We start from the raw sequence: 13966 nt of genomic DNA, 5'->3' as shown, positions 1-13966 counted from the left end.
GCGCTGGGCTGGCCAGCCGCCCGGCATCGGGTCGGCACCCCGCGGGTGAGATCCGCAGGGCGCCGTGGGCGTCAGGTCAGCGAGGGTCGACCCAGCCGTAGGTCTGGATGCCGAAGGAGGCGGTCGCCGCCCCGCGAGCCCGAACCCGACCGCTCGTGTCGGTTCGGACGCGTGCCTCAACGCCAGCGTTGATCCCGCTCGCGTTCATCAGTGAGATGTTCGGGAACGTGGGAGCCAGATCCGCTTCATCCGGGGACGAGATGACGGTCGCAACCGCGTTGGAAGCGGATCCGACAGATGCCCGGAACGTCGCTTCGACCTGCACGCCAGTCGGAACCGTGAGCGGGATCAGCGCGGCCGTCGTCGTCACCGACCCATTCAGATCCGTAACGCTCGTGCCCCAGATGAACCGGTCACCGAGTTGCTTGAAGGCTCGGACGTTGCTGCTCGCATCTGTGCGGATGGCGCCGATGCGACGGGTCAGAGAGTAGCCGGACGGCAGCGCCGGAGCGGTCGCCGAAGTCGACACGATCACATCGGTCGCCCCGGTCGCCGGGTTGCCGATCAGATAGACGTGATACCACGTCGAGGCGGCGAGCGTGCCCGTGTCGAGAGCGCCGCCGCCCGAGCCCGCCGACCAAGCCGAGCCGACCGACTTGCTCAAGGCAGTCTTGAGAACAATAGGAGCAGCGCCGTTCGACGAGGTCGCGGACCCAGGCGCGATGCCGATGACGCTGGCGGGCGTCGTCGCATCGTTCGACAGCGTCAGCCCGGAGATCGCGCTGGGCGCGACAAGCACGGCACCGGTGGCACCGGCAGGGATCGACCCGCCGCCCGTATTGTTCCCCGCGATCAGCCAGTTCGCCCACGCGCGCCCCGGCGGGTCCGAGATAGCCACGCCCGAAGCCCAGCGGATCAGGTTGTCTTGGACGGAGAAATTGCCGTTGGCCGCACCGATCACGACACCCGCAGTCGGGGTCCCGGGAGAACCGACAGAGGTCATCATATTGCCGTTGACCTGAAAATTACCACCTGATCCGCCAACTGTGACGCCGGCATACAGAATGGTGATCAGGTTGTTCCCGGTGATCGATGCCACGTAATCAGCCGTCGCCGATTGATCGAGCTTGATCCCGTTCAAGGCGCCATTGACGATATTTGCGCTGACCGTTGAGAACTGTGTGTCATACAGAAAAATGCCGGTGTCGTACTGATTGGCCCCAGATTGAGCGATGGCGTTGCCAGTGATGGCGATATTAGGCGACCCCTGCGCGTAGATCGCCGCCGCGCGCGCCACGCCCAGGCTATCGCGAAGCGTGTTTGCGGCAACCGTAACACCACCCGCATTCACGAGACGGATATCGATCGGGGTCGCCCCCTTGCTTCCATCGAAGGTCGCAGAGCCCGTCCGCCAGATCACATTTCCGGTGATTGCACCGTTCGCAACAAACCCCGGAGCGTGCCCATCGTAGTTGATCGCGACGTTCTTTGTGTTGCGAAACACGTTGTTAGCAATCGCCCAGTTGACCGGGCCGGCTCGCCCCGCATAGGCAAACCAACCCATGTTTACGCCATAGCTGCAACCCTCCAGCGTGTTGTTGGCGAAGATCATTGATTGGATCTGATCGGCGTCTCCGCTTCCTCCCTCGGGTCCGGCGCCGAAGCCGAGCGTGCAACGGACGAGCGTATTTCCGACCACGACGCCGCGCGCGCCATTGTTAAAGGCAATGCCTCCATCGCCAGAGTATCCGACGAAGTTAGACGTAACGTGGGCGTACCCGCCATTGAAATTGTACGTGTCGCCGCCCGTGCCCTCGGCATAGTTGCCGGAAACGACGGCCGTCGCGCCGTTCAAAATGAGAGCGTGATTATTGGCCGGATAGACGGCCAGCGCCTTGAAGCGGTTGTTCCGGATCACGACCCGGCCGCCGCCGCCGCCCACCGCCTGCGCGATGGCCGAAGTCGCCGCGTCGCCCGACGCCGTCCCAATGGACGTGTGGTCGAACAGCAATCCCTCGATCAGAACGTTGTCGGCCCCAGCGGCGAGCGACAGGATCGGGCCGACAGCGCCGGCGAGCTTGAACCCGCCGGACTGGACGGCGTCGATCTGAGCGGAACTCGGCACGCTGAGCGTCCGCGTCGAGCATGTCCCGGTGAGCCGCAGCCGCAGGCCAGCCGCCGTCGCACCCGTGATCGCGGCCTGACAGGCGCCCGTGTCGTCGGTGACGCCGTCGCACGCCGCCCCCCACCACTGCGGCCGGGCCGGCGCGTCGAGCCACTTCGCCAGCGTGAGCTTTGCGGAGAGCGTCGGGACATAGGTCAGCGCGCCGGACAGATCGCCGAGCCAATCGGCCAACGACTTGGACTGCGCGCCGCCGCTCGGCGTGACGTGGCCCGGCGAGAAATCGCCGTCCTTTGCCTGCGCCCCGATGTCGTCGAGGCTCAAGGCGCCAACTCTGCCGGCGAGCGTCGTGACGCCGCCCGGCTCGCCCTTCTGCGCGGCGATGAAGTCGGCGAGCTGCTTGCCAGCGTTGCCCGGCAGCGTGAGCCACGCCGAGAACGTGCTCTGCCCAGGTAGGCCGGCCGGTCCGCCGACCGGCACGTAGGCCCGGGCGAGCGAAGAGCTTCGGATCGCCATGGTCTCAGGCTCCCTGTCCGATCTGCGCGGGGACGGCGGTGTGGTGGATGAGGCCATAGAAGGCAGGGACCCGGAGGCCCGTGGCCGGGTCGGTCGCGGTGATGCCGTAGGGGTAGCCCTCGGCCTTCACCGGCAGCCGGGCCATGGTCGCGCGGGCGACTGCCATGGCGATCACGCCGAGCGGTCCGCCATTGGCGATGGCCGGGCTCAGGCCGCCGGAGGTCGCCTGGAGCGCGATCGTCGCCTCACCGACAGACTGGCGGGCATCGAGGTCGAACACGAGGCCGGTGAGGTCGACCGGCTGCGGCACGACCGCGATCGCGAAGCTGTCGCCGACTGCGAAGGCCGTCGCGCCCGGCGTGAGCAGCAGGTTGATGCCGGCCGCGTAGAGCGGCACGCCGACCACGCCCTGCCCGGTGGCGATCCCGTTCGGGTCGGTCGCGCTGATGTACGCGAGACCCCCCGCGACCGCGGTCACCGCGACGACGTGGGCCCCGTAGGTCGTGCCGGCGGCAATGCTCGCCACCGTCAGGGCGCCGTTGCCGATGTTGGCCGCCCCCGCCACCATGCCGCCGAGCCCGGGCGTGCCGATCATCGGCAGGCCGTCGAGCCAGTCGGTCGCCTGGGTCGTGTCGAAATCGACGCGCTGCGGCTGGATCAGGGCGAGGTTCGACATGGCAGCGAGCCTCAGGCGGGCATGAAAAAGCCGCCCGGAGGCGGCGCGGGGCGGTCAGGCGCAGGCGGGCGCGATCAGGCGGCAGCGAGGCTCGCGAACGCGGCGTCGACTTCGGCGAAGCTCGTGATCGTGGGCGGGCTGGCGTTGATGCCGGCATCGCACCCGTCCTCGGCGGCAAAGCACGCCTGGACGTGGGCGAACACGGCGAGCGCGATCGCCTTGATCTGGTCGGCGGAGAGCTCGATCCAGCCCGAGGTCGCCTTGAACTTGACGCTCGCCGCGCCGGACGCCTGCATGCCGGCATAGGCGTTGGCGATCATCGACTGGCTGTCGCGGTCGGTCGCGATCGTCAGGCCGTTGACCGAGAGGCCGCCGGTCTCGACCGCGAAGCGCCGCGCGGCCGCGTAGGCCACGAGCTGCGCCGCGGTGATCGCCGGCTCGGGCGGCGGCGCGAAGTTGCCCGCCGCGTCCTGGACGTAGCCGACCTGGACGCCGGCCACGAACGGCACCAGCGTCTTCGCGAAGGCCTCCGTGAAGATGTGCTCGCCCGGGACGAGGTCGTCCGGCACCTCGACGAGTTCGCGCACGACGGCACCGGCCCCTGTGCCGGTGAGGCTCATGAACTGCTGCATGGCGAACGCCTCAGTAATCGATGATGATCAGGCCGGCCGCACCGGCGCCGCCGTTGGCGTTGGCCGACGAGCCGTTGCCGCCGGAGCCGGGATAGATGCCGGGAATGCCACCGGCCTGGACGTTCGGGCCCGAGTTCGACACGCCGAACGCTGGGGCGCCCAGGCCGCCGCCGAAGCCGCTGCCGACCGGGTACCCGATGCCGGCGCCCGCGATCGGAGCGATGAACCCGCTGAGCGAGGCCGACTGCGTCGCCGGCGACCCGAGACCGGGGTTCGGATTGACACCGCCGTTGGCGGCGTTGCCGCCGCTCGCCCCCGGGCAGGTGACGTAGGAGCCGAAGGCCGTCGTGCCGCCGGGGCCGCCATTCGTCGGGCTCGTGCCGCCGAGTCCGGCCGCACCGGCGGCGCCGATCGTGTAGGCGATCTGCTGGCCCGGCGTGACCGGGATCGCGCCCTCCCAGTAGGCGCCAGGGCCGCCAGCGGCACCAGCGGAACTCGTGCTCGAGGCGCCGCCGCCGCCTCCGCCGCCGCCCCACATCCGCACGCGGCGAAGGAGGTAGACGCCAGCCGGGACAGGCCACAAGCCGGATCCGACCGTGCTGAGGATCTTGGTCTGCGCCGCCGGGATCGCGCCGGTCTGGTTGATGGCCGCGACCGTCTCGCTGGTCACCGGGCCGACCATGCGGAAGGCGTTACCGTCCCACCGGAACTCGAACAGCTGGTTCACCGGCAGGTCGCCGGGCTGCAGGGCGTTGCCGCTTCGGGTCAACAGCGCGGCCTGGACCGATCCGGATGGGAGGCCGATCCCGGTGATCGCGAAGGTCGCGCCCGCCGTGTTCGTGGTCGCGACGAGACCGGTGAAACGCGTCCCGGCCAGGAGCGCAGAGAAGACGACGTTGTTCGGGATCGCGGCCGCCAGCGCGTTGGCCGAACCGGTGAGCTGCCCCAGGAAGATCCCGCGGGCGATCGCCTGGACGAGCTGCGCGAGATCGGTGCCGCTTCGGCTCTGGCCCGAGGCGTCGATCGCCGCGAGGATCTCGGCCTCCGCATCCGTGACGATGGCGTGCCCCGGATAGGAGCCTTGGACGCCGGTCGAGGGCACGCCGTCGAGCCAGGGCAGCTGCCCCGCATCCTCGGCGCCGTTGCTGTTGAGCGGATAGTGCTGGCGCACGGGATCTCTCTCCGGTGGAGGGCCGGTGGGCGGGCCGCGCGAGCGGCCGGTTCGGGGCGGGCGATGGACGAGCGGGGCCGTCAGGCCTGGGTCAGGCGCAGCAGCGGGTCGTGGCCGAAGGAGGAGGCGCCGAAATCGAAGCGGCGCTGGACGAGCGGCGCGGCCGGCGGCGCGTAGTTGAAGAACAGCTGGGTGTGGGCGGGCTTGATGCGCCCGAAGATGCACTCCAGGTCCTCGGCCCGACGGATGTCGAGGAACGGGTCGCGCCCGAAGGACGACACGCCGAACTGGAACCGGGTCAGGCGCCGGTTGGCGACATTGACCGTCCAGCAGTAGCGGAAGCCCGGCGGGTTGAAGCGGCCGTGGCCGCCCCCAAAGGACGAGAGCCCGAACTGGAACGGCACGTACTCGGTGATCGTGATCGCGTAGCCGAGCGAGGCCGCGATCCCGATGAAGAAGGCCCGGGACTGGCCGCCCTGCATGGCGATCTTCTGGGCGAGCCGCTGGCGGCGCTCCGGCAGCGTCTGCACCACGGGCACGCACGGATCCGGCAGGCCGTAGGCCCGCTCCCAGTCCGTGAGCAGCTCCAGGGTGAAGCGCGGATCCGTCTCGATCTCCAGGAGGTCGGCCGCGCGCGGGTCGACCACCGCGCCCCAGATCTCGGCCTGCCCGCGCACGAGCTGCATCAGGGTCGAGGCGGGATCGCGCGACCACGCCTCGCCCGTCGGCAACAGCCGCGCGAAGGCCTCGGCGTAGTCCTCGCCGTCGCGCCGGATGAAGGCGTCGCTCATGTGAACGCGATCCCGCCGTCGAACTGCGGCCGGAGCGACGCGATCGAGCCGGCGTTAGCCATCACGAAGTCCCCGGTGGCGAGGTCGAAGGTCGCGTCGCCGACGGCTTCCGTGATCGCGTCCGAGATCCAGCAGGCGAAGATCGTCTGCCCGGGCGCGGCCTTCTCCAGGAGCATCTGCTGGAGCGCCGCCGCGATCGCGAGCCGGGTCGAGGGCGTGTCGTTCGACAGGTTCAGGATCCGCGGCACGATCCCCTGGGGGATCGCGGCGAGCACGAACAGGTCGGCCACCGTCACAGGCCGGACCGTGTCGAGGTAGGCCTTGGCCAGCGCGCAATCGTCGGGCGTCGGCAGCCCGTCGTTGGAGGCGCGGAGCTGATCGCAGGCGAAGCGCACCGTGACGGTGCCGATGCCCATCTCCATGGGCGCGACCCAGACGCGGGACACGCCGGGCAGGGACAGGGTCCACTGCTCGTAATCGGGGCCGCTCCCGCCCATCGGCGGGTTGCGGATCCGCAGGAGGATGCGGACGCGCAGATCGTCGTCGCTCTCGGTGTCGGCACCGCCGTCGATCAGGACGACGGTCGCCTGCGCGTTGACGCTGGAGACCGCGACCGTGAGCGAAAGCAGCGCGCCCGGGTCGCGGTTGCCGATCGCGCCGGCGGTGAGGCAGGTCACAGCGACCGGCGTGGCGGCGGCCGAGAGGATGACGTCGGCCGCGGTCTGGTACTGGATGCCGTCCGAGGTCGCCAGGATCGAGCCGGCCGGGAGCTTCACCCCTTGCGTGCCGGTGACCGTGATCGTGCCGGAGGCGAAGGTCGCCGCCTTCCGGCCGCCGAACAGGATGTTGGCCCAGCGATCGAGCCAGCCCTTCTCCGCCAAGTCCGGCAGGAAGTTCTTGGCGAGCCACTGGAGGTATTTCAGGTTCAGGAAAGCGCCGCCGGCGTTCTGGTCCGAGAGCACGCGCAGCGCGCTGTTCGGGACGCTCGCGTCGGCGCCCTCCAGGAAGGCGGCCAAGAAATCGCGGTTCTGCCGCCTGACGGTCGGCAGGTCCGGCAGGGCGAAGGGCATGGGACAGCCTCAGGCGCGCCGCGGCGGCGGCTTCCAGCGGGTCGGCTCGGGCGGTGGCGTTGGGCGGACGGTCAGCCGGTCGGCGCGGAGACGACGATCCCGCGCCAGAGGTTGGCGAATTGCAGCGATAGGAGCAGCTCGTCACCGCGGTACATCACGATGCGCGCCTCGATCCGCTCGACGCCGGCGCGCACCACAGTGACGTCGAGGCGGGTCGCGATCTTCCGGTCGAGGAAGGGCTGGAGGGCCTCGCGGATGTAGTCCTCGACCTGGACGGTGGTGGCGCCCTTTCGGGCGGCCGCCCCGGTGATCGTGGTCCGGGACAGGAGCCAGAGCTTCGAGCCGATCGGCCAGCCGTCCCAGATCTCTTCCGCGTCGACGTCGCCCCACCAGCCGCGGCGGTCGGTGTCGCGCGAGTCCGGCAGCGCGTCGTCCGCGCCGGCGAGCGCATCCGTCATCAGGGCCACGACGACGGCCGTGGCCAGCTCGTCCGAGGTGTCGAGCTGGCCCGCCGGCGTGAGCAGCAGATCGAGGTCGACGGCCTGGAAGGGTTGGCCCGCGGGCGACCCGCGCTGTCCGATCCGGACGTCGGTCACGCGCGGCTCTCGCCGACCGCGTATTCGCCGGCGCGGGCGCAGTCGAACTCGTACTCGCCGCAGCGGTCGGTACCAATCACGCCCGGCCAGATCGCAGCCTTCACCTTCTTGCCGTCGGCCGGGCGCGGGGCGTGGCGGCGGCAGGCGCCGAACTCGGCCGGGTGCGGGTTGAGCGCGAAGTGGCGGCAGCTCGCGCACGAGGGCGCGGGCGGGGTGTAGCGCAGGCCCATGGTCGGCTCCGATGTTCTGGGTGTCAGCCCGGGCCGCCGAAGCGCATCGACTTCGTCTGGCCCTGCACGAGCCGCTTCTGCGGCTCCAGGAAGTTCATGGCCGGCCCGGCCTGGTCGGCGAGCTGCTGGAGGCGGCCGCGCAGGTTCGCGATCTGGCCGATCACCGGGTTGGCACCGGTCAGCTGCTCGATCCGGCCGGTCAGTTCGGCGGCCTTCGCGGCGATTGCCGCCTCGGGGCCGCCGCTGGCGTTCAACGCCGCGAGCTCGTCGACGAGGTCGTCCACCATCCCGATCACCGGGTTGTTGGCGATCAGGCCGGCGACCTGCGCCTCGAGGCCCGAGATCAGGCCCTCGAGGTTGCCCGAGAGCAGGCTCGTCATGCCCATCAGCCGGCCCGGGTCCAGGAAGGCCTTCAGGCCGCGCTGGAGCGCGTTCTGGAGGTAGCCGGTGAGCTTTCCCTCCGCGAGCGCCTTCATGGCGTCCAGGCCCGTCGGCGCGCCGCTGAGTGCGTTCGTGACCTGTGTGGTGGCGTTGACCGGGATGAGAGCCGGGACGACCTGCTCTGCGTTCTGGCGGAACTTGGACACCACGTCGAAGAGAGCGTGATGCGAGTCCTCGACCTGTGACAGGCGGGCAGCCAGGCCCTTGAGCTGCTCGTTGAGCTCGAAATTCTCGGTGGCGGGTTTCACCGCCCGGCCAGAGCCGTCGTCTCCGCCCGTAATCGTGACCTTCTTGCCGGTCTGGTTGACGCCGTCCCGGGTCAGGTGCGTGTGCTGGCGCTGATCGTCGTGGTGCGAGCTCTCGCCGGGCTTGAGGTTCTTCGGGCGGTGGCGGCGGTCGGCGGTGGCGATCACGACCGGGTGGTCGGGGTTGCCGCCCACTGCGGCGACCAGGACCTCGGCCTGCCTCTGCTGCTGGTCGGTCGGCTTCAGCGGGACGCTGCTGAAGCCGTATGGGTGCCAGTGCTCGACGTTGGTGTAGAGGTCACCGAACCATGCCCGGACCGTGTGCTCCTGCAGCTTGGTCGAGTCGTCGACTGCAACGAGGGTCCCGCGGGCGATACCGAGGTAGGCGCGGCGATCGTCATCCTCTCCTTCAGCGCGCAAGGTGCTCATGCGGCGCCTCCAGTTATGTGCGCGCCTCGGGCTGCGCCTGCGTCACGGGTTGGTTGTAGAAGCCGTCGGAGGCCTGCCCGTCGGGGTTCTTCTGCTGGAACGCCTTGGCGTTCACGAGCTCGATGGCCGTCGTGGTCTGACCCTCCGGCGTCTGGCCATGGGTGTAGGCCCAGAGCTTCAGGTCCATCTGTGGGTCGGCCAGCGGGAACAGAATGCCCGAGCGGACGGACACGAAGTCGGACAGCGCCCAGAGCTCGCCGTTCGGGTTGAGCCAGCCCTGGTAGGCCAGCGTCACCCGCAGGAGGTCGGCCTCGATCGCCTGCGCCTCCATGTTGGTGCGCAGCTGAAGCTCCTTCTGGCCGAGCGGCATCTCGGCCAGGACCTTGCGAGCAAGGCCGGGCACGCCGTTGCTCATCTGGGCCTTGGCGGAGATCTCCGCGGCTTGGCGCCCGAACAGGCTGTCGGAGCCGGCGACCTGCGAGCGCGCGACGATCTCCTGAACCGACGGCATGTCGATCGAGCAGTTGGCCGAGAGGATGTTGACCCCCTGCTCGAACATCGCCCCTTTGCCGTCCTGGCGCGCGCCGGCGACGAAGTCCCCGTTGGCGTCGGCCCGCAGCCAGAGGCCGCGCTGCCGGCATCCGCGCGAGATCGCGTCGAAGGGCGTCTCGCCGTGCCGGATCGTGAAATTCGGGAACGGGGTGTCCCAACCGTCCGGACCGCCCTCGACCCGAAACTTGAGCCCGTGCGGCTTCAGCAGCCGGTTGGCGATCGCGTCGAGCTTGTAGCCGCGGAACTGCCCCGTGCCGCCGTCGGCCGACGCCTTGCGGGTGAGCTCGGCCTTCGAGAAGCCCGACACCTGGACGCCGTGCCGATTGGCGTCGAAGGCGGTCTGCCGGTTGCCGATGTAGCCCTCTTGGATCACGACCTCGCCCGCGAGCGCGATGTCCACGCGCATGCCGGGCAGGAGGCGCTGGGCCGCGATCTGAGCGGCCTCGCCCCACGAGGAGCCCGAGGTCGTCTGGCGGCGGCTGTTGGGATCCTCCGGCTCGGCGCAGGTGAGGCGGAAGGTGCGCTGCCACGCGGCGTCGAAGGACTGAGACACTTGGACGGTCAGCCAGTCCTGATAGACGCCGCCCTCGGTGCGGACTTCGCAGATCAGGTCGGGGTTGGGCACCGGTCGCTCTCAGCCAGAGAAGGCGTTGCCGGAGGCCGGCATGAACAGGGGATGGACCACGTCGCGGTTCTCCGTGAGCAGCTGCTCGGCGCGGCTCGCATCGCCGAACAGCCGGTTGGCGAGTGTGAGGAGCGGCATGCGGGTGCCGAAGCTATAGGACACGAGCCGCGGCAGCGGCCTGCCCCGGGCGGTGAGATCTCGAACGCAGGCCGCGTGCAACGCGGTGAGCGCGCGCCACGCGGTGTTGTCGAAGCGACCGGCCGCGAAGTCCTCGGCCGGGGCGAACGCGAGGTTCACCCGCGCCAGCGCCGCATCAACGTCCTGCCGGGACGTGAAGACGGTCCCGGCCAGGATGTTCACCATCTCGGTGAGCGCGATGCGCGCCGCGATCTGGGCGACGCGCTGCACCGGCAGATCCGGAGCCGAGACGGCCTGTGCCGTCTGCCGCACCTGATCCATGCCCACGAAGGTGGCGCCGGCCGCGGTGGCGGCCGAGAAGCACGCGCGCAGCGGCGGCCCGAAGGTGCCGGCCTGGACCTGGCCGACGGCGTCGGCTGCGAGCGCACCGCAGAGCTGCCGGAGCGTCGCCCCATCCTGGCTCGCGGCATCGACGCCGGAGACGAGCAGCGCGTCGAGGACGGCCTTCAGCGCCGCGACGGCGACGCGGCGCTGGGCGAAGGTCATCCGGTCCTAGCTCCAGTCGTCGTCGCTGCCGGCGGACAGTTCGGCCGCGGTCGCGTTCTGCGCGGCCGCCGCACGCGCGGCGGCTTGAGTGTTCTCTCGCCCGGACGGGGCGGCGACCCCGACCTGAGAGCGCACGAAGGCCATCTCGAAGCGGGCCAAGCCGCCCTGGTCCTTCGTCTCGATCCGCTGGTAGGTCTCGCAGCGCATCGTCGCCTGTCCCATCGTGGACAGGACGAGGAGGCCCGCACCTTCCCGCTGAAGCGCCGCTTCCAGGTCGTCGGCCTGATCGAGGTAATCCGGGCCGATGACGTAGGCGGAGATCGCCACACGCGTGACGCGGCGCCCGAGGTCCTCGTCCGAGCTGCGCTCGGACTTGGCGAACTCGTAGGTGAAGCCGCGTCGCCCACCGAAGCGGGTGTTCGCCTCGATGTGGAACAGCACGCCGCGGAACGACGGCGGGCGAAGCTCGTCGCGCCAGGACATGCAATTGACCTCGGATTGTCGCTCGGCCCTACGCCCGGCTCACCATGTCCATCTGCCGCGCCTTGGAGACGGTCGTCTCGCGGAACAGGCCGCCCGTATCGGCCCGGTGCGTCATCCCGGGAGGGGCGTTGTCGAACTTGATGTGCAGGGTGCCCTTGGGGTCGACCGGCGCACCCGGCATCTGCATGCCCGGACCGCCGCCCGGGGTGCCCCGCCCGTAAAAACGGTCCATCAAAGCGTCCCCGACCGGGGCCTTCGCAGGGGCGGTGCTCGCCTCCCTGGCTGCGTTGGCCCGATCGAGCGTGCCGTCGCGGTGGGCGCGCCGCACCCAATCGGGTGCATTCGCGGATCGCCCGCCGGCGCCCCACGCCATCGACGGACCGCCGCCAATGTGGATGCCGTGCTCGCCCATGTAGCCCGGGCCCGCCCCGACGCCGGTCGCGCCGTTGCGGACAGTCCCGCGGATGAAGCCTTCCATGACCTTGCGGTCGGCGGGATCGTTCATCGAGAGGTAGCGCCGCTGGCCGTCAGGCCCGGTGGTGTAGAGCCGGACGTCCGCCGAGCGGCCGCCGTCGTGGCGGTGGCTGCCTATCCGATGCCGCCCGTGCTCATCCTGGCCGCCAGAGTAGATCTCCGCGTTCACGGCCGCATCCTTGGCGGCCTTGGCCAGCTGGTCGCGCAACTCGTCCGTGATGGCCTGACGGCGGATGCCGCCACCTTGGCGCTGGTCGACGCCGCCGACACCGTCGACCGGCGCCACGTCCGCACCGCTGCGCGACATCGGGCCAGAGCCCGCCCCGCCGCCGCGGCCGAGCGCAGCCTCGGCCGCCCTCTGCAGCGTGTCGTCCCGGTAGAGCAGGTTCGACGGTCCGTGCTCCTGCCACAGGAGGCCGCGGAGGAACTTCTGCATCTGCGCCGGGTCGCGCAGATCGAGCCTGTCGTTCGGGCCGATCCCCATCGTCTTCGCGATGTTGGCCGGTGCGGTCGGGTGTCCCGGCGTCCAGCCGTTGGCGCCGGCGATGATCTTCTGGAGCGTGTCGGCCCCGCCGTCGAACTTCGATAGGGCGAGGCGGGCCGCGGCGCGCATGCCGGCCTCGGGACTGTTGAACACGATCTGGGGCGAGCCCTGGTCCGTGTTCTGCGACGGCCCGACCATGCCCGGGAAGTTGCGGCGCTGCCAGTCCGAGCCCGAGTACTTCAGGTTCCCGGGGTTGTTGTTGCGCATGCCGGCCGGCAGGCGAGAAACGTCGACGTCCTGCCCGAAGTATTCCTTCGGCTCCTGCGCCTGCGGAGCTTCGCCCATCGGCCCGGTACCGGGCGTGATCGGGCCGCTTCCGCGCTGGATGGCTCCCGTGTGCGGGACGGGAGCGCGTGGCGAGGCCCCGCCTGAGAAGCCGCCGCCCCCAGCGCCGGATCCGCCACCACCGAAACCACCACCTCCGCCGCCGCCGAGACCGCCGCCGAGACCGCCGCCGCCCCAGCTGGCCTTCTGGATCAGCGAGCCGCCGCCGCCCAAGGAGCCACCGAAGCTCGACGGGCTGACGCTCGCCCCGCCGTTCTCCCGGACCTTCTGCAACTCGTCGGCGACGCGCTTCAGCTCCTCGATCATGCGATCGTGCTTGCGCTGGTAGTCCGCCCCTCGCGGGCCGGCCTCCAGGAGCTTGAGTTGGCTCTCGACCTGCGCGCGGCGGCCCTCCAGCTTCTCCCGCGGGGTCGCCTCGGGCCCTCCGAACGGGGAGATCTGATTGCGGAGCGCCTGCTCGCCCTCGTTGCCGCGCAGGCCGTTCTTTTCGGCGTCCTCGATGAGGTCGGCCGTGCCCTTGAGCATCGGGCCCAGGACCTTCAGCTTCAGCCGCTCGGCCGCGGCGCCGATGCGGCCCATGCTCTGCTCGAAGCGGGCCGCGGCCTCCTCGGTCTGCTTGTCGAGGTGCCCGACTTCCTTCTGGACCTGCGCCAGCGCCTCGCTGGCTTTGCCCGATATGGAGCCTACCACCCGCGCGATGTCGTCGGTCCCGAAGAACAATCGGGATACACGGCGGCGCACCTCCGGCTCCGGGATCGCCTGGACGCCGTCGATCGCGCGCTTGAGCGCCTCGTCCATGTTGGGCGCGCCGATGACATCCTCGGCGAGCTTGCCGAGGTTCATCGCCTGGAGGCTGGAGTAGGCCTCGCCCCAGCGCCGACGCAGGTCGAACATCACGGTCGCGAAGGATCCGACCGAGCTCTTCATGCTGTCGGCCGACACGCCGAACCGCTCACCGAGCGCTCCGAACGCGCGCAGCTTGTCGACCGCCACGCCCGTCTCGCGGGACAGCATCGACAGCTGCTGCGTCGAGCCAGAGAAGCCGCGCAGCGCCGAGACCATGCCGGTGATCGACATGGCCGCGCCGAAGCCCGTCACACCGACGGCCGCGAAGATCGGGTCGAAGCCGCGCAGGACGCCCTGGAACTTGGTGGCCTCCTCGCGGACGCCGGCCCAATCCTTCTTCCAGGTCGCCCCCTGCTTGGACGTCTCGTCGCCGACACCCTTCAGCCCCTTCTGGAGCTTGGTCAGCGGCCCCGTGAACTGATCCTCGACGGTGGCGACGATCCTGAGCTTGTCGTCAGCCATCCTGGTCCTCGCGTGGAGCGTGCCGCGGCATCAGCGCCAGGGTGTGGGCCATCAGGTGAGCCACGGTCGCCGGCGGATAGGTGCCGATCGGC

The 13966-nt window shown here is 70.2% G+C and carries 13 protein-coding genes; all 13 read right to left on the bottom strand.

The features are described from left to right. Window positions 1-76: 76 nt before the first annotated feature. The 13 genes from BM419_RS20155 to BM419_RS32470 all read right to left on the bottom strand — a co-directional run bounded on the left by BM419_RS20155 (window position 77) and on the right by BM419_RS32470 (window position 13874). Entirely contained in the window at window positions 77-2638 is a 2562-nt protein-coding gene (locus BM419_RS20155; RefSeq protein ID WP_091927500.1) for a right-handed parallel beta-helix repeat-containing protein, read from the bottom strand. A 4-nt stretch (window positions 2639-2642) separates the two neighbouring features. Then, window positions 2643-3314 carry a hypothetical protein gene (locus BM419_RS20150; RefSeq protein WP_091927499.1) on the bottom strand — a complete coding sequence of 224 codons (672 nt, stop codon included), beginning with the start codon at window positions 3312-3314 and terminating at the stop codon, window positions 2643-2645. 74 nt (window positions 3315-3388) lie between these two features. Next, on the bottom strand, window positions 3389-3946 hold the full coding sequence (locus BM419_RS20145; RefSeq protein WP_091927498.1) for a DUF4376 domain-containing protein: 558 nt from the start codon (window positions 3944-3946) through the stop codon (window positions 3389-3391). A gap of 10 nt (window positions 3947-3956) precedes the next feature. After that, on the bottom strand, window positions 3957-5117 hold the full coding sequence (locus tag BM419_RS20140; RefSeq protein ID WP_091927497.1) for a glycine-rich domain-containing protein: 1161 nt from the start codon (window positions 5115-5117) through the stop codon (window positions 3957-3959). Window positions 5118-5197: 80 nt separating this feature from the next. Further along, window positions 5198-5908: a YmfQ family protein gene (locus BM419_RS20135; RefSeq protein WP_091927496.1), complete on the bottom strand. Its 711-nt coding sequence runs from the start codon at window positions 5906-5908 to the stop codon at window positions 5198-5200. After that, complete coding sequence (locus BM419_RS20130) at window positions 5905-6978, bottom strand: baseplate J/gp47 family protein (protein WP_091927495.1); 1074 nt, start codon at window positions 6976-6978, stop codon at window positions 5905-5907. Before BM419_RS20130 ends, BM419_RS20135 begins: the two co-directional genes overlap by 4 nt. A 71-nt stretch (window positions 6979-7049) precedes the next feature. Further along, the gene (locus BM419_RS20125; protein WP_210188179.1) at window positions 7050-7574 is read right to left on the bottom strand and encodes a phage GP46 family protein; all 525 of its coding nucleotides are present in this window, start codon (window positions 7572-7574) and stop codon (window positions 7050-7052) included. Further along, window positions 7571-7804, bottom strand: coding sequence for a hypothetical protein (locus BM419_RS20120; RefSeq protein ID WP_091927494.1), 234 nt, complete (start codon window positions 7802-7804; stop codon window positions 7571-7573). Before BM419_RS20120 ends, BM419_RS20125 begins: the two co-directional genes overlap by 4 nt. A gap of 23 nt (window positions 7805-7827) precedes the next feature. Then, window positions 7828-8919 (bottom strand): phage baseplate assembly protein, encoded by a 1092-nt coding sequence (locus BM419_RS20115; RefSeq protein ID WP_091927493.1) that lies wholly within the window; start codon window positions 8917-8919, stop codon window positions 7828-7830. A gap of 13 nt (window positions 8920-8932) precedes the next feature. Next, entirely contained in the window at window positions 8933-10096 is a 1164-nt protein-coding gene (locus BM419_RS20110; protein WP_091927492.1) for a phage baseplate assembly protein, read from the bottom strand. Window positions 10097-10105: 9 nt separating this feature from the next. Then, a complete protein-coding gene (locus BM419_RS20105; protein ID WP_091927491.1) occupies window positions 10106-10780 on the bottom strand; it encodes a hypothetical protein in 675 nt (224 codons plus the stop codon). Between the two features lie 6 nt (window positions 10781-10786). Further along, on the bottom strand, window positions 10787-11263 hold the full coding sequence (locus BM419_RS20100) for a DNA circularization N-terminal domain-containing protein (protein WP_091927490.1): 477 nt from the start codon (window positions 11261-11263) through the stop codon (window positions 10787-10789). 28 nt (window positions 11264-11291) lie between these two features. Beyond that, a complete protein-coding gene (locus BM419_RS32470) occupies window positions 11292-13874 on the bottom strand; it encodes a hypothetical protein (RefSeq protein ID WP_091927489.1) in 2583 nt (860 codons plus the stop codon). Between the last annotated feature and the right edge of the window lie 92 nt (window positions 13875-13966).

This window comes from Methylobacterium sp. yr668, from assembly GCF_900116245.1.
In the GTDB taxonomy this organism is placed as follows: domain Bacteria; phylum Pseudomonadota; class Alphaproteobacteria; order Rhizobiales; family Beijerinckiaceae; genus Methylobacterium.
This window is presented reverse-complemented; position numbering and strand designations above follow the sequence as displayed.